Raw genomic sequence first — 21,482 nt, 5'->3', positions numbered from 1 at the left:
AGAGGAGGAGTGAGATGGCTGAAATAGCGCAGGTAATTGTAGATGTGCCGACATACCAAACTAATCGGCCATATACTTATCAGGTTCCGCCTAAATTGGAAAATCAAATTCAGATTGGAATGCGAGTAATAGTCCCTTTTGGTCAAGGAAAGCGGTCAGTACAGGGGTTTGTAATTGGCCTAGATCAACCATCAGATTTTAAAGGCACCTTAAAACAGATCACTGCCCTGATGGATCTATCACCAGTTGTAAATCCTGAAATGCTTCAATTAAGCCGCTGGCTCGCGGATCAAACATATTCTTTTTGGATTTCATGCCTTTACACGATGTTGCCGAATATGTTGAAGGCCAAATCTAAACGAGTAGTCCGAATCATGAGGCCACTATCAAAAGCAGATCAAGCCTTGTTTGGTGAGCAACAGGAATTAGACTATGCGACTGTTCAAAATCAAGCTGCTCTCGTAAGCCGGCTGTTGACATTGAAACATGCGGGAAAGGTTCGCTTTGAGTATCAAGTAGCGGATCAAGCACGCATAAAAACCGTTGCACAAATTCAGCCATTACTTACTAAAGAAAGTTATCACAAAATCCGTTTGCAAACTCGTGCTAATGCGACTGCACAACGTAAAGTATTAGATTACTTATCGTCAATTTCAGGGCAACGGGTACTAATGAAACAAGCACAGAAAATGACTCAATTATCCTCGGCTCACTTTAAGCAAGCCGCTGATAAGGGATGGCTAAGTATTCAACAAATTGAAAACTATCGGCAACCCTTTGGGGCTAATATTACTGATCAAGCTGCAAAGAAACCATTGCAGTTAAATAAGAAACAACAACAAGCTTTGGATGCAGTAACTCAAGCCATTGATCACCAACTGGCAAAAACCTTTTTACTGCAGGGAGTCACCGGGAGCGGGAAAACTGAGGTTTATTTACAAGCAATGGCCCATGCTTTGGGTAATGGTCAAACTGCTTTGTTAATGGTTCCGGAAATTTCTTTGACGCCACAGATTACTGAACGGGTACGGGCCCGATTTGGCAAGCAAGTTGCAGTCTTACATTCGGGATTATCGGCTGGTGAACGGTATGACGAATGGCGACGAATAGAACGTGGCGAAGCGAAAATTGTTGTTGGTGCCCGTTCATCAGTATTTGCGCCGTTAAAAAATCTTGGCATTATTATCATGGATGAAGAACATGAGACCAGTTATAAGCAGGATGATGCACCGCGTTATCATGCGCGTGAAGTTGCTAAATGGCGGTCTCAATATCATCAAGCACCATTATTGCTAGGATCTGCCACACCAAGTTTGGAAAGCTTTTCACGGGCCTTATCCGGTAATTATCAATTACTACAGCTTCCGCAACGGGTCAATCAACGTCCGCTGCCACCGATTAAAATTATTGATATGCGGTCGGAAGTTCAGCAACGTGGTGATTCGAATTTTTCAAGTGAATTATTAGTTGCACTGAAGAAGCGTCTGGAGAAGCATGAACAGAGCATTCTAATGCTCAATCGCCGTGGATTTTCTTCATTTATTATGTGTCGTGACTGTGGGTTTGTTTTAAAATGTCCCAATTGTGATATTTCGCTAACAATGCATTTGGACACACACACAATGCGTTGTCATTATTGTGGCCATGAAGAGCCGATTCCGCAGATTTGTCCGCAGTGTCACGGTAACCATATTCGTTACTATGGAACTGGAACGGAAAAGGCAACCCGTGAACTACAAACCTTATTGCCAGACGCCCGAATCTTACGGATGGATGTTGACACTACCAGACGGAAAGGGATGCATGAAAAGCTGTTACGGCAGTTTGGCCGGGGGGATGCCGATGTTTTGTTAGGAACGCAAATGATTGCTAAGGGATTGGATTTTCCTAATGTTACACTTGTTGGAGTGTTAAATGCTGATACAGGATTGGATTTGCCAGATTTTCGATCCAGTGAGCGGACGTTTGATTTACTGTCGCAGGTGAGCGGTCGTGCTGGTCGTGCTAAAAAGAGCGGTGAAGTTCTAATTCAAACCTTTAATCCGGATAACTATGTCATTCGGCTTGTGCAGTCACATGACTATCGAAAGTTCTTTAATGCGGAAATGCAAATCCGTCAATTAGCAAGCTATCCGCCCTATTACTATACAGTTCGTCTAATGGGCAGTCATGAAGATGAACAAATCGCTGCTAAAATGATGTATGATATTAGACAAGAACTTGGTGATCAGCTCGCTGATGATACAGTGATTTTAGGACCAACGCCACGGGCAATTGCACGTTTAAAAAAACGTTATTATTACCAGATTGTGATTAAATACCGGCAGGATCCCCAACTTCATCAGCTTTTAACAAAAATTATGCAAGAAGCGCAAAATAGATATCAACGTGGTGCGGAACTGGCGATTGATCCAGACCCGCAGTACTTCTTATAAAGAAGGGATTAATATGACATCAGTAGTTTTTATGGGAACTCCCCAGTTTGCTGTGCCAATTTTACAGGCACTAATTTCAAGTTCAAATTATGACGTTCAAGCTGTTTTGACACAGCCGGATCGGCCGCGGGGGCGAAAACACATTATGACAGCCTCACCAGTAAAAGAACTAGCATTAAAGAATCAAATTGAAGTATTACAACCAGCTAAGTTAAGTGGTAGTCCGGAGATGGATCGTGTAATTACACTACAGCCTGATTTAATGATTACTGCTGCTTATGGTCAGTTTTTACCTACTAAAATGTTGTCAGCTGCTAAAATTGCTGCAATCAATGTCCATGGGTCGTTGTTACCCAAGTATCGTGGTGGGGCACCAATTCAGTATGCGGTAATGAATGGTGATCCGAACACTGGTGTGACAATTATGTACATGGTTAAGGAAATGGATGCTGGAAATATTATTGCACAACGATCCATTCCCATTACTAGGCAAGATGATACTGGAACAATGTTTGAGAAGTTAAGTCTTCTCGGTCGTGACTTGTTAATGGAAACCCTGCCGGAATTGGTTAATGGAACCGCACAGTCGATACCGCAAGATGAGACTAAAGTAGTCTTTTCACCGAATATTTCTTCAGCACAGGAGCGGATTGATTACACGCTTCCTGCAGAACGAATTGATGATTTAGTTCGCGGTTTACGCCCGCAACCATTGGGCAATATGATTATTGACGGTGTTCGAACAAAAATTATTGATGTCACGCCATTGCAAGAATCTACATCTCTTGAACCAGGCAAAGTAGTGCGGGTTGCTAAACATTCTTTAGTCATTGCTGGTGGCGAAGGAACTACTTATCAGATTAACCGTCTTAAGCCTGCCGGAAAGGGCTTGATGGATATTACTGCTTATCTGAATGGACATCAAGATTTACAGCCAGGAGTACAAGCAATTACTAATGAATAATTCGATTAAAAATAGCCCCCGTAATTTGGCTTTAGAAACTTTGGATAAGGTCTTTCAACGGGGGTCTTATTCTAACTTACAATTAAATGAAACGTTAATGAGGAGTCAACTAAAAGAAGTTGATCGGCGCCTCGTTACTAATTTGGTCTATGGTGTTTTACAACATAAGATTACTCTAGAATACTGGATCAAACCATTATTCAAACGTGAGCCACAGCCCTGGGTAAAAACGTTATTGATGATTTCCTTATATCAATATCAATTTATGGATCGTATTCCTGAATGGGCAATTACGGATGAAGCAATTAAGATTGCAAAGTGGCGTGGAAATCCAGGAATCCGCAAGTTTGTGACAGGGGTACTTCACACTTTTCTTCGACAAGGACCTCGACAGCTAACGGAGATTAGTGATCCAGTTGAACGACTGTCGGTTAGTGGTAGTTTGCCCAAATGGCTCGTCCAAACGTTGATCGATCAATACGGAATGGCTAAAGTTGAAACGTTAGTGCAAGTAATTAACCAGCCATCTAAGGTGAGTCTCCGCGTTAATACAGCACTGGTCAACTTTGATGAAGCGATTGACAAGCTTCATCAAGAAAATATTAAGGTTCACCCTAGCAAAGTGTCACAAGATGGCTTAATTGTAGATGCTGGAAATATCCTTTCCAGTAAGTCATTTGCTAATGGCGTTGTGACAGTGCAAGATGAAAGTGCAATGCTTGCGGTAGAAGCTTTACAATTAGTTGGAAACGAACGTGTTTTAGATGCTTGTGCTGCCCCTGGCGGTAAAACTGGTCAGATTGCGGCGGCTTTAAACTCTCAGCTAGGACATGTCGACGCTTTGGATATCCATCAGCATAAAGTACGACTGATTGAAAGCAATATGAAACGATTAGGAGTTGCAGATCGGGTCAGTGCTCATCAGTTGGATGCTCGTCAAGTTGATCGCCAATTTGCTAATGAAACTTTTGATAAAGTATTAGTTGATGCGCCTTGCTCAGGGATTGGTTTAATTCGTCGTAAACCAGAAATTCGGTACGCCAAAGATCAATCAACGAGTGAACATTTACATGAAATTCAGGGTGAAATTTTAAATACGGTCGCGCCGAAAGTGAAAAAAGGCGGTATAATTGTTTATAGCACGTGCACAATTCTTCAGGAAGAAAATGAACGGACAATTCAAACGTTTTTATCGCACCACGCGAACTTCCAATTATTAAAAACGCAAACGGCACGTGCAATTAAGGATGACCGTCAACAGAAGACACTCACGATATTACCGAGTGATTATGATTCTGATGGGTTCTTTATCGGAACCTTACAACGGATTAAATAAAGGAAACTTGCTGAGATTATGAAAACTGCTTATCAAACTGACATTGGAAAACAGCGTTCACAGAATCAAGATCGTGTGCGGGTCTTTCACAATGGTAAAAACTTACTTGCCATTGTTACTGATGGGATTGGTGGTAATCGCAGCGGCGATGTTGCTGCGACGATCGCAATCGATCAGCTGGGCCATCAATTTATGGTTGCTCAACCGCAAAATGTCCAAGAAGCCAAGCAATGGTTTCAGGACCAAGTGTTGGCAGCCAATGCGTTAATTTTAAAAAAATCACAAGAAAATCGTTCGTACCATGGGATGGGGACAACATTAGTTGCTGCGCTCTTTTTTAATGATCAACAGGTAGTGGTCTCTAATATTGGTGATAGTCGTGGCTATATTTACCATGATGGTTTACTTACCCAAATTACGATCGATCATTCATTAGTCAATGAATTAGTAAAAAAGGGTGACTTATCTGAAGATGCTGCACGTGTTTCACCGCAAAACAACATCATTACGCGGGCCATCGGTATTTCAAAGGATGCACAAATTGAAGTTAATAGTTTTCCAGTTAATCCTGGCGACTTATTTTTGCTGTGTTCGGATGGTCTATCTAAGATGGTTAGTAACGAACAGATTAAAACTGTTTTGAGTGCTGACCAGCTGACATTAGGTGAAAAGTGTCAACGCTTGGTGACACTAGCCAACCAAGCAGGTGGCCCAGATAATGTTACTGTATTGATTAGCGAAAATAATTAAGTGAGGCATGGAGCTATATGAAACCCGGATATGTACTAGGTAATCGGTATCAAATTATCCGATCACTTGGTGAGGGCGGAATGGCAAATGTATATTTAGCTCATGATTTAGTTTTAGATCGGGAAGTGTCCATTAAATTACTGCGTCTGGACCTTCGTGATGATCCCCAAACGAAGAAACGCTTCCAACGTGAAGCGATGGCTGCAACTCAATTGAATGATCCCAATATTGTTGGGGTCTATGATGTTGGTGAAATCAACGGTATGCAGTATATGGTGATGCAGTACGTTGAGGGAATGGATCTTAAAAAATACATTGCGCAAAATTACCCGATTCCGCTACCCCAAGTGGTCAATATCATGGAACAAGTGTTATCAGCTGTTGAATCAGCTCATGAACATGGAATTATCCATCGTGATCTGAAACCACAAAATATCTTAATTGATCAAAATAAAAATATTAAAATTACCGATTTTGGCATTGCAACGGCAAGTTTTGATAATTCTCTAACCCAAACGAACACACTGGTTGGGTCGGTACATTATCTTTCCCCTGAACAAGCACGGGGAAGTGTGGCCACTAAACGATCAGATATTTATTCATTAGGGATTATTCTCTATGAATTATTGACTGGTCAGGTTCCTTTCGAAGGGGAAAATGCCGTTTCCATCGCGTTAAAGCACTTTAAAGATCAGATTCCGTCAGTCCGTGACTACAATTCATTAATTCCTCAGGCAATGGAAAATGTTGTGTACCGTGCAACGGCAAAAAATCCTCAAGAACGTTACTCCAGTGCTAAAGAAATGGCAGCTGATTTGCGGACTTCTCTAGATGCTAGTCGTAGTAATGAACCATGTTTTAAAGAAAATCGTCATTGTGATGATGAAACTAAAGTTTTGGATTTGAAATCCATTCAGAAAGCTCAAAATCAGACTGATAGTACTGATAATCGTGACAATAAAAAGGAGCAGACTGTACGTAATAATCAACCAAGCCATCCGGCCAAGTCATCATTTAAGCGACAGGTATGGCTCGGTGTAGCTGCTATTACAGTTATTCTATTAGTATTTGCAGGGTGGTATTTTAATCGTTTAATAACAGTCCCTAATTTGGATGGTCTATCAGCAAATCAAGCTGAAAAAACACTTGCTAAACACCATTTGCGGGTAGGCAATATTACTAGGACAACTAGTAAGGTTGTGGATAAGGATCATGTTGTCGCAATTGATAGTCCGGAACGAGTGCGATTTGGTCGTTCAATCAATTTAATTTTAAGCAATGGCGTAGCTAGCTACCGAATGGCTGATTTTGTGGGTGATGATTATAACGACACTGCTGCCCAACTTCGCGCGAAAGGGTTCACTGTAAACAAAAAAGCAGTTTATTCCAGCCATGTCGATGAAGGAAATATTGTGAAGCAAGATGTTACTGTCGGCAAAGTAGTTAAGCCGGATAATAAGGCCATTACTTTAACAGTGAGTCGTGGGCCGCATCGAATTAAAATCCCTAACTTTAAAAATAAGGATCTCAATGAAGTGCAAGATTTTGCCAACAAGCATCATTTGCAAGTAACAGTTACTAAAAAGAATTCTAGCAAGATTGCGGTTAATCATGTTATTAAGCAAACGCCAAAGGCTGGTTCTAAATTAACCGAAAATGATACGCTAGCTGTTCAGGTAGCTGATACTGGCGCAAATTTAAAGACAACTAACATTCAGATTAACATTCCATTTGATGGTAATGGGGGAAAGAAAGAAAACCGGGTTCAGGTTTACATTTCCGATGCTTACCATAATTTAACAATGGAATATCAAGATATAACCATTAATCAGGAAACAACGATTAATGTTCCATTTACGTTACGGAACCACCAAATGGGTGCTTATAAAGTAATTCGGAATGGTAGAACAATTATGAGTGCAACTAATATTACGGGTTAACGGAGGTACTTTTTGAAAGAAGGAATTATCCAACAGTCACTTAGCGGTTTTTATGACATTATTGCTGACAACAAGATTTATCGGACCCGTGGTCGCGGTAATTTTCGTAAGCGTGGGATTAAACCGCTCGTTGGTGACCATGTTAGATTTGCGGATGGCTATTTGCTAGAAATTCAACCACGAAAAAATCAATTAGTAAGGCCACTAGTGGCAAATGTTGATACAGCTGTAGTCGTTACTGCTGCAACTAATCCGCAGTTCTCCAGCAATTTACTTGACCGTCAGCTGATTGCTCTTGAAGCTCAAGCAATCACGCCAATTATCTATTTTTCAAAAGTTGATTTATTAGATTTAGGAACCTTTCAAAAATTATTCGCAACTGTAACTGGTTATCAAAAAATTGGTTATACCGTTTACTATGACCAAGAGCCATATTGTCAAACAAATTTGGAAAGACTCAGTCAACAGCTCAGTCACCAAGTGGTAACGATGATGGGGCAAACCGGTGCTGGAAAATCAACTTTATTGAACCACTTGTCACCCAAGCTAGATTTGCCAACCGGTGAAGTTTCAAAAGCGCTTAAACGGGGAAAGCACACCACGCGTAAAGTAGCGCTTTTGCAAATTGGCGATGCTTTGGTTGCCGATACCCCCGGATTTTCTTCTTATGAAGATTTTCAAATGACAAAGGAAGAGTTGCCACAACTATTTCCAGAAATGCAACGTTTAGCACAAGAATGTAAGTTTCGGGGATGTTTACATCTTCAAGAGCCAGGGTGTGCAGTGAAAAATGCGGTTGAAAATGGTAAAATATTAGAGTCAAGGTATGATAATTACGTTCAATTCCAAGAACTAATTAAAAACCAAAAGCCAAAATACTGAAGTGAGGTAATAGATTATGATTAAAGTTGCACCATCAATTTTGAGTGCTGACTATGTTAACTTGCAAAAGGATATCGAAAAAGTGGACCAAGGTGGCGCTGAATACTTACATATCGATATTATGGATGGTAGTTTCGTGCCAAGCATTTCTTTTGGACCTGGTTTTGTAAAGGCCATTCGTCCAATTACTAAAATGGTTTTAGATGTTCATTTGATGGTTCAAAATCCTGAACATATTATCCCAGCATTTATTGATGCGGGTGCAGACATTATTGGTGTTCAAGTGGAAGCAACCCAACATATTCACCGCGCATTACAAATTATTAAGAATGGTGGAGTTAAGGCGGAAGTGGTTATTAATCCAGGGACGCCTGTCGAAATGATTAAGCCAGTTTTGCACATGGTAGATCAAGTTTTGGTGATGACGGTTAATCCTGGTTTTGGTGGTCAAAAATTCTTGCCAGAAACGGTGGATAAGATTGCTGAACTAAATCAACTTAAGAAGGACCATGGTTACAATTTTGATATTGAAATTGATGGTGGGGTTAATAATCAAACGGTCGTGGATTGTTACAAAGCTGGTGCTACGGTTGCAGTAGCAGGTTCATATGTTTATGGGGCTGATGATCCAGTTGCACGAATCAATGCAATTAAGAATGCAACAAAGTAACGAAATACTGGTGTCATTCATTGTAATGACACCTTTTTTGTAGGTGAAAACATGAATGTTGTTAATTTGATGGTTGGTGGACCAGCAACCGAAATTCCCTTAGAGATTGTTTTGCAACATCGGTCGGAACCTTGGATTGGCGTTGATTATGGTGCAACATATTTACTGCAACACGGAATTAATCCACTAGTGATCGTCGGTGATTTTGATTCAACGAACCGGCAAGAATTTAATTCCTTAAAGCAACAGGTTTCGGATGTGCGGACATTGCCTGCGGAAAAGGATATTACTGATACTCAATATGGCACTCGCCTGGCCATTCGAGAATTTCATCCTGAGCAAATAAATATTTATGGTGGAACCGGTGGACGATTGGATCAGTTATTGGCGAACTTGTTGATGCCGTTGCAAAAAGAATTTCGCCAATATTTAAGACGCATTCGGTTTATTGATCGTGAAAATTTGGTCAGCTTCTATGATCCAGGATCCTATTCGGTGATTAAGGAACCACGAATGCGATACTTAGCGTTTGTAAATTTGACGCCAGTTCGTGGTTTAAATCTTCCGGATGAAAAATATCCATTAAAAAATTTTAATTCTGAAATTCCGTTTGCTTGGTCAAGTAATGAGTTTGTAGGTCATATCAATCATTTTTCATTCCAACAAGGAATTGTTGCAGTCATTCAAAGTTATGATCAAATTCACGGTAATGATTAGTGTCAAGTAAAAATGCTTGAAAGAAACTATTGCAAAGTCAGCTTGCCTATGGTAAATTATTTAGGTGAGTTACAGCACAGTGATGTGCACGAAAAAACTGATGAGGAGAGGAGGTTCCAACATGGCTAAGGATTTTATTACTGGTAAAAGTACTAAGTTTGGTAACAAGCGTTCCCACGCCCTTAACTCAACTCGTCGCAGCTGGAAGCCTAATTTGCAAAAAGCTACTATTTTAGTTAATGGTAAGCCAAAGAAGGTTTACGTTTCAGCACGTACTTTGAAGTCGGGTAAGGTGACTCGTGTTAACTAAATAAAATGTGGCTGCCGATTGGCAGCTTTTTTATTTGGATTTAAAAAGCAAGTTTGCTTAAATTTGTCTCAATGATTAAGTGTGGTAAAATATACAGGATAATTCATAATCACGACAAGGAGGCCATAAGGATGGCAGTGAAGATTAAGACACAATCGGGTACGATCGATATTTCTAATGATGTGATCTCGACCGTAGTTGGTGGTGCAGCAACTGATAATTACGGTGTGGTCGGCATGGCTAGCCGCAACCCATTGAAAGATGGCTTTAATAAAATTTTGCAACGTGATAATTACAGTCAAGGTGTAGTTATTCGTCAACAGGATAATGGCATTGCTGTTGAGGTGAATATCATTGTTGAATATGGGATTAAGATTTCCGAAGTCTCCAAGAGTGTTCAACAAAAGGTGAAATATAACTTAGAAACATTGTTAGGGATTACTGCAAACGCTGTGAACGTTAATGTTCAAGGTGTTCGTGTTTCTGAAAATTAATTTTTTGCAGGCGGAGGAATAATATTTTGGCAATCACAAAGATTACAAATCTCGAATTCGGTAAGATGGTTCAAGCGGCCGCGGCCAAGTTGAATCAAAATGCTGAATTTATTAACTCTTTGAATGTGTTTCCTGTTCCTGATGGGGATACTGGAACGAATATGAGTATGTCAATGGCAAGTGGCGCAAAATATGAACGTGAAGATACAAGCGAGAATGTTGGTGATTTAGCAAACTCATTGGCAAAGGGACTTTTAATGGGCGCCAGAGGGAATTCTGGTGTCATTCTGTCACAGATTTTTCGTGGCTTTGCCGGTGGATGCAAGGGCAAGAAAGAATTGCGTGCACAAGACTTTGTCGATGCATATGCTAATGGTGCCCAAACTGCTTATAAGGCTGTGATGAAGCCAACTGAAGGAACAATTTTAACGGTCGTTCGTGAATCTGCACAAGCAGGAATTGATGTTGTGAAATCGACGGACGATGTTATTGCCGTTTTGGAGACTATTTGTCAAGCCGCTGATAAAGCTCTTCAAAAGACCCCAGACCTATTACCGGTCTTAAAAGAAGTGGGTGTTGTTGACTCTGGTGGACAAGGTCTAAACTATGTCTTGCATGCGTTTTGGGAAGCATTAACTGGTAAGGTAACAGTTGAAACCAAACCAGATAATGCACAGATTGATGAAATGATCAATGCTAAACATCATCAAAGTGCTCAAGGAAAGCTGAATCCTGAAGACATTAAATACGGCTACTGTACCCAAATTATGGTTCGGATTGGCCGGGGGAAACAAGTTACTCAAAAATTTGATTACGATACTTTCTACAACTATTTGGCCAAACTGGGCGATAGTTTATTAGTAATTAATGACGATGAAATTGTTAAAGTTCATGTTCATACAGAACATCCGGGGAAAGTATTAAGTTGGGGTCAACAGTTTGGTGATTTACAAACCGTTAAGGTTGATAACATGCGTTGGCAACAAGAACAAATTATGGATAAAGATGATCCATCAACTGAGGAACCGGAACAGGCAGTTAGTGATACACAGGTTACTGAAGCACCAGAGACAGCCGTTATTGCTGTTGCTGCGGGTCAAGGAATTAGTGAATTGCTTAAGAGTTTAGGCGTGACTCATGTTATTAGTGGTGGGCAAACGATGAACCCAAGTATTCAAGATATTGCGGATGCAATTAACGATAGTGGTGCTAAGCAGGCTTTGGTATTACCAAATAATGGTAATATTTTTATGGCTGCAGACCAAGCTAAAGACCTTGTTGATATCCCCACAGCAGTTGTTCATACTAAAACGATTCCTCAAGCGATGACTGCTCTACTTGAATTCAACCCGGATAGCAGTTTAGATGAGAATCATGATGCGATGGAATCTGCCCTGGACACTGTTAAGAGCGGCTCTGTCACAACTGCGGTTCGTGATACCACTGTGAAGGGAATTGCCATTAAAAAGGACGACTATATCGGCATTGTTGATGGTGATATTGTAACGACCGGTGATGATTTGCCAATTGTAGCTGAAACAATGGTTAAGAAAATGCTTAATGAAGATAGTAGTGTAGTTACCATATACTATGGTGAAGATGGTAACCAAGAACAAGCTGATCAATTGCAAAGCGCAATTGAAGAGTGGGATGATGAGCTGGATGTCCAAGTGTATGAAGGTGATCAGCCAGTTTATCCATACTTAATCTCAGTTGAATAGGTTATGTAACGAAGGTATCGGTTCATGATCGTTTCATCGTTGATTAACGACAATCTTTGCGGAGTGGGAAATTGACCTAATTCGGTTCATTCCCGCTCTTTTTTTCAAAAAGGGGGGGACATCATGAAAAGTTTACAAGATCCGGTTAGTAATTTACGTGGTGTTGGTCCAAAAACTGCTGAAGGTTTAGCGACATTAGGGATTAAAACTGTCGAAGATCTCTTAACATATTTTCCAAGTCGTTACGATGATTTCGCACCCACTAATTTGGAAGTAGCTAAAGATAAACAAAAAGTAACGATTCATGGAACAATCGTATCAGAACCGTTGATGTCACGGTTCGGCTATCGGCGAACGAGGTTAGCCTTTCGCATGATGGTTGGACGTAATGTGATTCAAGTTGTTTATTTCAATCAACCTTATCTCAAAAAAATAACTGTTATCAATCAAGATGTAATCGTAATGGGCACGTGGAATGCTGCCCGTCAGGAAATTCAGGGCACTAAACTTCTAACTAGTGATCATGACCAAGCACTGGGTGCCATTTATCCAGCAAATAGGTATATTCATCAAGCAACGATTCGGAAGTTAATTCGAGTTGCCTACAATAATTATGCAAACGTCATCGCCACGTTATTGCCAATCAGCCTTCGACAACGTTATCAATTGCTTGATCGTCGAACGATGATTCACGATTTGCATTTTCCCAAAGACGGTCAGGTTGCGCGGATCGCCCGCCGGACAGCTGCTTATGAAGAATTTTTTCTGTTTCAGTTACGTTTGCAAGCAATTCGGCGTATTCACCGTCAAAAAGATGGCAATCAGATTCTTTACAATAATGATGAACTGCGTGATTTTATTAAGACGATTCCATTTGAACTTACGAAAGCTCAAAAGCGGGCTGTTAATGAGATTTGCCGAGATTTACGACAGCCGTATCAAATGAACCGCCTATTGCAAGGAGATGTTGGGTCAGGTAAAACGATTGTTGCGGCGATTGCAATTAACGCAGTGGTTAGCGCTGGCTTTCAGGTTGCGTTAATGGCGCCAACAGAAATTTTAGCAGCCCAACATGCACAAAAATTAGCTAAAATTTTTGCGGGAACGCATGTTAATGTTGGCCTTTTAACTGGTTCGATGAACACTCGTCAGAAACGTCAGCTATTACAAGAAATAAAAAAGGGCAGTATTAATCTGATTATTGGAACACACGCATTAATTCAAGAGCAAGTTGATTACGCCAATTTAGGTTTAGCAATTATTGATGAACAACATCGGTTTGGAGTTAATCAACGCCAGCAATTGCGGATGAAGGGCGAGCATCCTGATGTTTTAGCAATGACGGCGACACCAATTCCGCGAACGTTAGCAATCACGAGTTATGGTGAGATGGATGTCTCCATTATTGATGAACTCCCTGCTGGACGACAGCCTATCAAAACGACGTGGTTAAAAACCAATCAGTCCGAACAGGCGCTAACTTTTTTAAAGAGTCAGCTAGCCAACGGAGCGCAAGTGTATGTTGTTTCTCCGTTGATTGAACAATCAGAAACGTTAGATGTTCAAAATGCGACAGATCTTTATGAAAAATTTGAACAATACTTTTCGCCTCAGTATCGCGTGGGACTGTTGCATGGTCAAATGGATAACGAGCAAAAAGAGGTTGTCATGCAGGCTTTTCAGGATCGCCAGATTCAAGTGATGGTTGCCACTACCGTGATTGAAGTTGGCGTGGACAATCCAAATGCAACGGTCATGTTAATTTATGATGCGGATCGGTTTGGCTTGGCACAGCTTCACCAACTTCGGGGGCGGGTTGGTCGTGGTAACCAGCAAAGTTATTGTTTGTTAATTGCTGATCCCAAAACTGAAGATGGGGTTAAGCGGATGCAAACAATGGTTGAAACTAATGATGGATTTGTTGTTGCACAACGTGACCTGGAACTGCGTGGATCAGGTGATGTTTTGGGCAGCAAGCAATCAGGAATTCCAGACTTTAAAGTTGGTGACCCAATTGCAGATTTGAAAATGTTACAAACTGCGCGTTCAGATGCTGCTAATCTCATTAATACTCCCCATTGGGACAGTATTGATGAGAATCAACCGTTAGTTTACTATTTAACTCGCCATGAATTGACAACTCATTTTGACTAAGGATCAATTTAGAAAGGAATAAAGAATATGAAGATAGCAGTTGATGCCATGGGTGGAGATCATGCTCCTCAAGTAATTGTTGAGGGAATTGAAAATGCCCGAAATCAATTTGATGATTTGGAATTTATTTTGTATGGTAATGAGCAAAAGGTTAAACCGTTAATTAAAAATTCCAAACGGATTACGTTAGTTAACACGACTGAGGAGATTACGATGGGAGAAGAGCCAGTGCGTGCTATTCGACGCAAGAAGGATTCTTCAATTGTTCGAGCAGCGAACGCGGTTAAGACAGGTGAAGCGGATGCCTTTTTCTCTGCGGGAAATACTGGGGCAATTTTAGCCGCTGGAATTTTCATTATTGGACGGATTAAGGGAATTGACCGTCCTGGTTTAACTAGTATCTTGCCAGTTGCTCAACCGGGCCTACAAGGGAATGGTTTTGTTTACTTAGATTCTGGTGCCAATGCTGAGTCAAAGGAGAAAAATTTGGTTGAGTTCGCACACTTGGGACGCTTTTATGCGCAAAATGTCCTTAAGGTTAAAGATCCGCGAGTTGCATTATTAAATAATGGTGCTGAGGCCGACAAAGGAGATCAATTCCACAAAGCGGTTCATCAGGACCTTAGTAGTCAAAAGTCACTTAACTTTGTTGGCAATATCGAATCTGGTGATCTTTTGCATGGCCAAGCTGACGTGGTGGTTTCTGATGGCTGGACTGCTAATGCTGCCTTAAAAGCAACCGAAGGAAGCATTCGAATGATGTTGACACTAATTAAAGATGGGATTTTAAAAGGTGGATTACGGGCTAAACTTGGCTACCTTTTACTCCGTCCAGCGTTTCGGCAAATCGGTCATTTAATGAACCCATCCCAATATGGTGGTGCGGTTTTGCTCGGACTCAAAGCACCAGTTGTAAAGGCTCACGGTGCCGCTGACGTTACGGCCATTACGAAAGCAGTTGAACAAATTCGGACAATGATTAATACTAAGGTTATTGATCAAACTGTCGCCTTCTTTAGTAAAGAAGAAACCATAGACAACGGGGAAAAAAACGAATAAAATAGGTAGGTAGTTATTAAGTATAAGAGGTATTTAGCAATGGAAAAAAATGAAATCTTTGATAAAGTATCAGCAATTGTTGCTGACCACTTTGACATTGATCGTGCCAAGATTACCGATGATTTAAATTTGAAGACAGATCTCGATGCTGACTCAATTGACTTTGTAGAGTTTGTTTTAGAAGTTGAAGATACCTTTGGGGCAGAAATCGATGACGCTGAAGCGGAAAAGTTAAGCACCATTGGTGAAGTAGTTGATTATATTGCTGCCCATCAAAACGACAAGTAAAATGATGATTACGGTAATATTATGATGTGGGCCGCGATGAAGATTAATTCATCGGCGGCTTTTTTTAGGAAGGGAAATGGAATGATTACAGAATTACAACAATATCTAGCAGACGAATTCGATATTCATTTTGAAAATCCAGATTTGTTAGCAGAAGCCTTTACCCAAGCTTCATATGTGAATGAACATCCAGAGCAAAATTTGAAGTACTATGAACGCATTGAATTCTTGGGTGATGCGGTTTTGCAACTATTTGTTTCTGAATATATCTATCAACGTTATCCAGAATTGCCACAGGGAAAGCTAACCCGTTTACGTGCCGCGATGGTTTGCGAAGATAGCTTTTCAAAATTTGCCAAGGAATGTCATTTTGATCAATATATCAGGCTGGGAAAAGGCGAAGAGATGGCTGGCGCACGGAAGCGTCCCGGACTGTTATGTGATATCTTTGAATCCTTTATTGGTGCTTTATACCTTGATCAAGGTCGTGATGCCGTTGAACGGTTCATTCAGCGGGTGATTTTTCCTAAATTAGACATGGGATGGTTTGACCACGCGGTTGATGCAAAGACTAGTTTACAGGAATTTTTGCAACGCGATGGTGATGTTGATATTGAATACCATCTCCTTGATGAAACCGGTTCTGAAAATGCTCCAGAATTTAAGGTCAATGTGAGTGCGGATGGTAAGGTGCTTGCTCAGGGAACTGGGTCATCCAAAAAGCACGCTGAGATGGATGCTGCTGCCCAGGCGCTGAAGAAACTACGGCCAGCGACAAAATAAGATGGTGAACGTTTAATGCAACTTGTATCAATGGAAATTGATGGTTTTAAGTCTTTTGCACATAAAACCACGATTAAATTTCAGTCGGGGATGACTGGAATTATCGGACCTAACGGTAGTGGGAAAAGTAACGTCATTGAGGCTATTCGGTGGGTAATGGGTGAGCAATCTGCCAAAAACTTACGTGGTGGCAAGATGGTTGATGTCATCTTTAATGGATCGAAAGACCATCACCCACTTAATCGAGCGGTTGTTAAAATGACGTTGGATAATAGTGACCATTACTTACAAAGCGAATATTCTGAGATAACGGTGACTAGAAAACTCTATCGTAACGGTGATAGTGAGTACCTCATTAACGATCGACGAGTACGCTTGAAAGATATTGTTGATTTATTTATCGATTCGGGAATTGGTCGCGAATCGTTTTCAATTATTTCTCAAGGTCGTGTTGCGGAGGTTTTTAATGGTCAGTCAAGTGATCGGCGACGGATTATTGAAACTGTTGCAGGGGTTGCTAAGTATAAGCAAAATAAGATTACCGCTGAAAAAAAGCTTCAAGAAACGGGTGAACGTCTTGACCGGGTTAATGATATCGTGGTTGAACTAGAACGACGGTTAGATCCGCTTAAGGAAGAGAGTTCGCTTGCGCAAGATTATTTGGAACAAAAACAAAAATTAGATCAGTTTGATCGAACCAGAACAGTTCGACAAGTGCTTAATGATCAGGAACAACTGGCTGCGATTCGGCAGCAATTAACAAATGCTAACCAGCTTAGTGCCCAGTATGATCGCCAAGTTCAGCAGTCAAAAGCCACGTTGCAAAAGTTGCAAGCATCTCGTCGCCAAGTTCTACAAAAGAAGGATCAGGCACAAAATCTGGTGACTGCTAAAGTCGAAGAAATTGCCAAACTGAAGAATCAACAATCCTTATCATCAATTCGTCAAGAACAACGTGAAAAGGACCAGCAACGACTTCAAACGCAAAAACAGCAAGTTAATGAGCAACAGGTGAACTTGCAGGCACAGTTAGAGCAGAATGAACAAGAAGTTGCTAAGTTAAAAGCAAAAATTCTTACGGGGAAAAAAGAACTAAAAGATTTACAATCCCTTAGTGCAGCAGAACATGTAAAAAAATTACAGCACCAATTAGAACAGCTGCAGGAAGAACAGGTTGATTTAATGCAACAGCAAACCACGTTGCATAATGAACGGGTCTACCTTAAACAGAATCATGAACGTCACTTAAATGTTGTTAAACAAGATCAACAAAATTTAGTTGAAAACCAGCAACAATTGACGGTAGTTCGTCAAAAGTTGGATGATTATCAAAGCTCGCAAAGGGCATCTAAAGATGCATTTTTAAAGGTTAAGCAAGAGCTCAACACTGCCAATCAGCATCGACAGAAATTGCAGGAACAATATGAACAAACCCAAAGAAAGTGGTATCAGTCTTTGGGGGTTGCGCGTTCTGCTGAGCAACAGGTTAAAAACTATCAGGCGATGTTGGCGGATTACACCGGTTATTATGCGGGTGTTCAAACAGTATTAAAGGCGCGACAGCAATTTCCTGGATTATCAGGATCGGTTAGTGAACTAATTAAAGTACCAGCGCAATATACAACGGCCATTGAAACAGTCCTTGGAAGTCAACTGCAACAGTTGGTAGTTGATAATCAAAATACTGGTAAGCAGATTATCAATTATTTGGTCCGTCAGCGTGGCGGTCGGGTAACAATTTTGCCATTAGATACGATTCGACCTGGCTGGACACCCGCGACATTAACGGCAATTAAACAGCTCCCCGGATTGATTGGACCAGCCATTGAATTAATCCAATACCCCGCTCGGTTTAGTAAGGTGGTTGAACATCTTCTGTCCACGACAGTGGTCGTTGATAATCTGGATCACGCGACGACAATTAGTCGTGCGGGAAGACATCAGCTTCGCGTGGTGACCCTAGATGGGCAACTAATTAACGCGAGTGGAGCGATGACGGGTGGTGCTAATCGTCATCAAAGGCAAGGGTTGTTAAGTCAGAAACAGCAACTTACTCATCTGAAGCAAAATGCTGCACAGGAGCAAACAACGGCTACGGCATTGGAAGATCAGGTGCAAAAGCTGGTAAATGCTCGTCAAGCTAATCAGCAGATGATTCAGGAGTTGCAGACGCAGTTTGAAACAAAGCGACAGACAATGGAGCAGACACAAACTGCAATGAAAGTTACACAAGACCGTTTGAAGGAACTTCAACGTCGGGCCCAGGCATTTAAGTTTCAGAGTAATCAGCAAAATGATCAACAAACCTCTTTTGCAAAGCAATTGAAGACTAATGAAATTCAAACGGTAAACCTTAATCAGCAATTAGCTGATGCCAAGGAGCAAGTCCAATCGATCAAAAAACAAATTACGAAGCTTGAGTCGAATGCTTCTAGTCAGAATCAGGTTATTCATCAATTAGAACAGCAACTGGCAGTTGATGAAGAACGACAACGGCAATTTGTTAATCGTCATGATGAATTTAGTCATCAACAAATCGAACTTCAACAGCAAGTAAGAGAAATTGAACAACAAATCAGAGAGCTTGCAGACGGATCAAATGATGATGAGAATAATGATCGTAACCAAGAAGCGGCATTGGAGAAAGCTAACGGTGTTCTATCGAATGCCCGGCAAATCGTTAGTGAATGCAGTCATCAGCAAACAACGCTTGAAGGACAGATTGATCAAGCAACTGCAGAAAATGAACGATTACAAGAGTTAACCCGCGCGGTCCTCGATGATGTGTCTGGATTGAATGATCAAAAGGGACATTTAGAAGCTGAGATTGATCAAGGTCTGAATAAATTGAGTGAGCAATATAGTATGACGCTCAACGAGGCTCAACAAAACCAAGCGGAAATTTCTAATGAAGAACTCCAGCGACAAATTAAACTTTTAAAGCGCGGATTAGCTGAACTAGGGCATGTCAATCTAGGCTCGATTGATGAGTACAAAGAGGTTGCACATCGGTATCAGTTCTTAAATGGACAAAAAGAAGATTTACTAGCAGCCAAGGCGCAGTTGGAAAGTACAATGAATAAAATGGATGACCAAGTGAAGCAACGGTTTATCCAAACTTTTAACCAAGTATCAAAATCGTTCACCAAAACCTTTCAACAAATTTTCAATGGTGGGCAAGCAAAACTGATATTGACAGATCCTGACGATCTTTTGGAAACTGGCGTTGATATTATGGCACAACCACCTGGTAAAAAGAATCAACAATTAAGTTTGTTATCTGGTGGTGAAAAGGCACTGACGGCCATTGCACTTTTATTTGCAATTTTAAAAGTGCGTCCTGTTCCATTTGCTATTCTAGACGAACCAGAGGCAGCGTTAGACGATGTCAACGTCGACCGCTTTGCTAACTATTTAGAACGTTTTGGCAATTCAGGACCACAATTTATTGTAATTACTCACCGGAAAGGGACGATGCGGAATGCAGATGTCTTGTATGGTGTGACAATGCAAGAGTCAGGAATATCTGAAGTGGTATCAGTAGACGTTAACAAGACGTTAGGTAATAGTAAGATGAATGACGAGGTAAATTAAAATGGGATTATTTGATATTTTTCGGCGGAAGCATCATCAAGATGACCAGAAAGCAAACGGACCAGCTCAAAATGTAGAACAATCTACAGAAGCCAAACCAGATCACGAAGCTGCCCAAAAGACCCTTATTTCAGAACCAAAAGCGGGTCAACAACCTATAGAAACGGTAGCTTCTGATGAGAATCACCAAGGAACCTCAGTTGATCGCAAGCTTACTACTGAAGATTCAAAGGCACCGGTGGAAGACCAGAAAAGTAATACATCAGTAACAACTACTGAAGAAATTAATGATGCCCCGCTTTTTCATGAGTCATTATCTGAAGTTTCTGAAAAAGAAACTGATGAACAAGCAGCGGATCAAAAACTTACTACTGAAAATTCTGCAACAACGGTCCGAGATCAGGTCAATGATGATAAAGAAACCAGTGAAGAAAAGTATGATACTGGTTTAGAAAAATCGCGGAATGGGTTTGGTGCTCGTTTGAATAAATTTTTAGCTAATTTCCGCCATGTTGATGAAGACTTTTTTGAAGACCTCGAGGATCTGCTAATTGAATCTGATGTGGGCTATGATATGGCAATGAAACTTAGTGATTCACTTCGCGAAGAAGTTAAATTACAAAACGCAAAATCTAAGCAAGATGTTTCGAACGTGATTATTCAGAAAATGGTTGAATTGTACGATGAAGCCGGAAAAAACGAGCAGGTGGGAATTAACTTTGCACAGTCTGGTCCGACTGTGATCATGTTCGTTGGTGTCAATGGTGCGGGAAAAACAACCACAATTGGTAAAATGGCTGCACGTTTTAAGAATGAAGGCAAAAAAGTTTTGCTAGCAGCAGCTGATACTTTCCGTGCTGGGGCCACTGAACAACTGGATGTTTGGGCTAAACGTGATGGTGTTGATATTGTAACGGGACCAGAAAATGGTGATCCGGCGGCGGTCGTCTTTGATGGTGTCAAAAAAGCCAAGGATGAAGGGTATGATGTCCTCTTTGTCGATACTGCTGGTCGTTTACAAAATAAAGTTAACCTGATGAATGAACTAGCTAAAATGAAACGAATTTTAACCCGTGAAATTCCTGAGGCCCCACATGAAGTCCTGCTGGTTTTGGATGCAACAACTGGTCAAAATGCGCTTAATCAAGCCAAACTATTTAAAGAGAGTACGGATGTTACTGGAATTGTATTGACCAAATTAGACGGGACAGCTCGTGGAGGAATTGTTTTAGCAATTCGCAATGAACTTCATTTGCCAGTGAAGTTTGTTGGCTTAGGTGAAAAAGTAGCCGACTTACAAGAATTTGACGCCAGTGAGTTTGTTTACGGCTTATTTAAGGGCTTGGTTACGAATAACAATTAATTGAAGCTGCTCATTGAATGAG

Annotated in this window: 17 protein-coding genes; all 17 read left to right on the top strand. The window is 40.9% G+C overall.

The window, feature by feature from the left end; translation table 11 throughout:
* Nucleotides 1-14 precede the first annotated feature (14 nt).
* The 17 genes from priA to ftsY all read left to right on the top strand — a co-directional run bounded on the left by priA (nt 15) and on the right by ftsY (nt 21,460).
* Entirely contained in the window at nt 15-2,435 is a 2,421-nt protein-coding gene (priA, locus tag Q0C76_RS00530; protein ID WP_295728255.1) for a primosomal protein N', read from the top strand.
* Nucleotides 2,436-2,448: 13 nt separating this feature from the next.
* Nucleotides 2,449-3,399, top strand: coding sequence for a methionyl-tRNA formyltransferase (gene fmt, locus Q0C76_RS00525; RefSeq protein ID WP_295728253.1), 951 nt, complete (start codon nt 2,449-2,451; stop codon nt 3,397-3,399).
* Nucleotides 3,392-4,735, top strand: coding sequence for a 16S rRNA (cytosine(967)-C(5))-methyltransferase RsmB (gene rsmB / locus Q0C76_RS00520; protein ID WP_295728250.1), 1,344 nt, complete (start codon nt 3,392-3,394; stop codon nt 4,733-4,735). The genes fmt and rsmB overlap by 8 nt, the downstream gene beginning before the upstream one ends.
* An 18-nt stretch (nt 4,736-4,753) precedes the next feature.
* Entirely contained in the window at nt 4,754-5,485 is a 732-nt protein-coding gene (locus tag Q0C76_RS00515) for a Stp1/IreP family PP2C-type Ser/Thr phosphatase (protein ID WP_295728246.1), read from the top strand.
* 17 nt (nt 5,486-5,502) lie between these two features.
* Entirely contained in the window at nt 5,503-7,425 is a 1,923-nt protein-coding gene (gene pknB, locus Q0C76_RS00510; protein WP_295728244.1) for a Stk1 family PASTA domain-containing Ser/Thr kinase, read from the top strand.
* Between the two features lie 12 nt (nt 7,426-7,437).
* The gene (gene rsgA, locus Q0C76_RS00505) at nt 7,438-8,307 is read left to right on the top strand and encodes a ribosome small subunit-dependent GTPase A (RefSeq protein WP_295728241.1); all 870 of its coding nucleotides are present in this window, start codon (nt 7,438-7,440) and stop codon (nt 8,305-8,307) included.
* A gap of 16 nt (nt 8,308-8,323) precedes the next feature.
* Entirely contained in the window at nt 8,324-8,977 is a 654-nt protein-coding gene (gene rpe, locus Q0C76_RS00500) for a ribulose-phosphate 3-epimerase (RefSeq protein ID WP_295728239.1), read from the top strand.
* Between the two features lie 51 nt (nt 8,978-9,028).
* Nucleotides 9,029-9,694 (top strand): thiamine diphosphokinase, encoded by a 666-nt coding sequence (locus Q0C76_RS00495; protein ID WP_295728238.1) that lies wholly within the window; start codon nt 9,029-9,031, stop codon nt 9,692-9,694.
* A gap of 121 nt (nt 9,695-9,815) precedes the next feature.
* Nucleotides 9,816-10,004 (top strand): 50S ribosomal protein L28, encoded by a 189-nt coding sequence (gene rpmB, locus Q0C76_RS00490; protein ID WP_295728236.1) that lies wholly within the window; start codon nt 9,816-9,818, stop codon nt 10,002-10,004.
* Nucleotides 10,005-10,135: 131 nt separating this feature from the next.
* Entirely contained in the window at nt 10,136-10,498 is a 363-nt protein-coding gene (locus tag Q0C76_RS00485) for an Asp23/Gls24 family envelope stress response protein (RefSeq protein ID WP_295728233.1), read from the top strand.
* A gap of 26 nt (nt 10,499-10,524) precedes the next feature.
* Nucleotides 10,525-12,219 carry a DAK2 domain-containing protein gene (locus Q0C76_RS00480; protein WP_295728230.1) on the top strand — a complete coding sequence of 565 codons (1,695 nt, stop codon included), beginning with the start codon at nt 10,525-10,527 and terminating at the stop codon, nt 12,217-12,219.
* A gap of 123 nt (nt 12,220-12,342) precedes the next feature.
* Nucleotides 12,343-14,373 carry an ATP-dependent DNA helicase RecG gene (gene recG / locus Q0C76_RS00475; protein ID WP_295728227.1) on the top strand — a complete coding sequence of 677 codons (2,031 nt, stop codon included), beginning with the start codon at nt 12,343-12,345 and terminating at the stop codon, nt 14,371-14,373.
* Between the two features lie 27 nt (nt 14,374-14,400).
* Entirely contained in the window at nt 14,401-15,432 is a 1,032-nt protein-coding gene (gene plsX, locus Q0C76_RS00470; RefSeq protein WP_295728224.1) for a phosphate acyltransferase PlsX, read from the top strand.
* 39 nt (nt 15,433-15,471) lie between these two features.
* Nucleotides 15,472-15,720, top strand: coding sequence for an acyl carrier protein (gene acpP, locus Q0C76_RS00465; RefSeq protein ID WP_006916180.1), 249 nt, complete (start codon nt 15,472-15,474; stop codon nt 15,718-15,720).
* An 81-nt stretch (nt 15,721-15,801) separates the two neighbouring features.
* A complete protein-coding gene (gene rnc, locus Q0C76_RS00460) occupies nt 15,802-16,503 on the top strand; it encodes a ribonuclease III (protein WP_295728219.1) in 702 nt (233 codons plus the stop codon).
* Between the two features lie 15 nt (nt 16,504-16,518).
* Nucleotides 16,519-20,097: a chromosome segregation protein SMC gene (gene smc, locus Q0C76_RS00455; protein WP_295728217.1), complete on the top strand. Its 3,579-nt coding sequence runs from the start codon at nt 16,519-16,521 to the stop codon at nt 20,095-20,097.
* A 1-nt stretch (nt 20,098) separates the two neighbouring features.
* Complete coding sequence (gene ftsY / locus Q0C76_RS00450) at nt 20,099-21,460, top strand: signal recognition particle-docking protein FtsY (protein ID WP_295728215.1); 1,362 nt, start codon at nt 20,099-20,101, stop codon at nt 21,458-21,460.
* Nucleotides 21,461-21,482 lie beyond the last annotated feature (22 nt).

It is taken from the genome of uncultured Limosilactobacillus sp., assembly GCF_934202705.1.
Taxonomy (GTDB): Bacteria; Bacillota; Bacilli; order Lactobacillales; family Lactobacillaceae; genus Limosilactobacillus.
The sequence above is the reverse complement of the archived record's forward strand: the minus strand, read 5'-3'. Positions and strand labels throughout refer to the sequence as shown.

What these genes read in the sequence shown, in the direction of transcription:
- rnc (WP_295728219.1), top strand. Translation starts at nt 15,802, where the DNA reads ATGATTACAGAATTACAACAATATCTAGCAGACGAATTCGATATTCAT.
- recG (WP_295728227.1), top strand. Translation starts at nt 12,343, where the DNA reads ATGAAAAGTTTACAAGATCCGGTTAGTAATTTACGTGGTGTTGGTCCA.
- smc (WP_295728217.1), top strand. Translation starts at nt 16,519, where the DNA reads ATGCAACTTGTATCAATGGAAATTGATGGTTTTAAGTCTTTTGCACAT.
- acpP (WP_006916180.1), top strand. Translation starts at nt 15,472, where the DNA reads ATGGAAAAAAATGAAATCTTTGATAAAGTATCAGCAATTGTTGCTGAC.
- rpe (WP_295728239.1), top strand. Translation starts at nt 8,324, where the DNA reads ATGATTAAAGTTGCACCATCAATTTTGAGTGCTGACTATGTTAACTTG.
- rsmB (WP_295728250.1), top strand. Translation starts at nt 3,392, where the DNA reads ATGAATAATTCGATTAAAAATAGCCCCCGTAATTTGGCTTTAGAAACT.
- Q0C76_RS00485 (WP_295728233.1), top strand. Translation starts at nt 10,136, where the DNA reads ATGGCAGTGAAGATTAAGACACAATCGGGTACGATCGATATTTCTAAT.
- Q0C76_RS00495 (WP_295728238.1), top strand. Translation starts at nt 9,029, where the DNA reads ATGAATGTTGTTAATTTGATGGTTGGTGGACCAGCAACCGAAATTCCC.
- pknB (WP_295728244.1), top strand. Translation starts at nt 5,503, where the DNA reads ATGAAACCCGGATATGTACTAGGTAATCGGTATCAAATTATCCGATCA.
- plsX (WP_295728224.1), top strand. Translation starts at nt 14,401, where the DNA reads ATGAAGATAGCAGTTGATGCCATGGGTGGAGATCATGCTCCTCAAGTA.
- fmt (WP_295728253.1), top strand. Translation starts at nt 2,449, where the DNA reads ATGACATCAGTAGTTTTTATGGGAACTCCCCAGTTTGCTGTGCCAATT.
- ftsY (WP_295728215.1), top strand. Translation starts at nt 20,099, where the DNA reads ATGGGATTATTTGATATTTTTCGGCGGAAGCATCATCAAGATGACCAG.
- Q0C76_RS00515 (WP_295728246.1), top strand. Translation starts at nt 4,754, where the DNA reads ATGAAAACTGCTTATCAAACTGACATTGGAAAACAGCGTTCACAGAAT.
- priA (WP_295728255.1), top strand. Translation starts at nt 15, where the DNA reads ATGGCTGAAATAGCGCAGGTAATTGTAGATGTGCCGACATACCAAACT.
- rpmB (WP_295728236.1), top strand. Translation starts at nt 9,816, where the DNA reads ATGGCTAAGGATTTTATTACTGGTAAAAGTACTAAGTTTGGTAACAAG.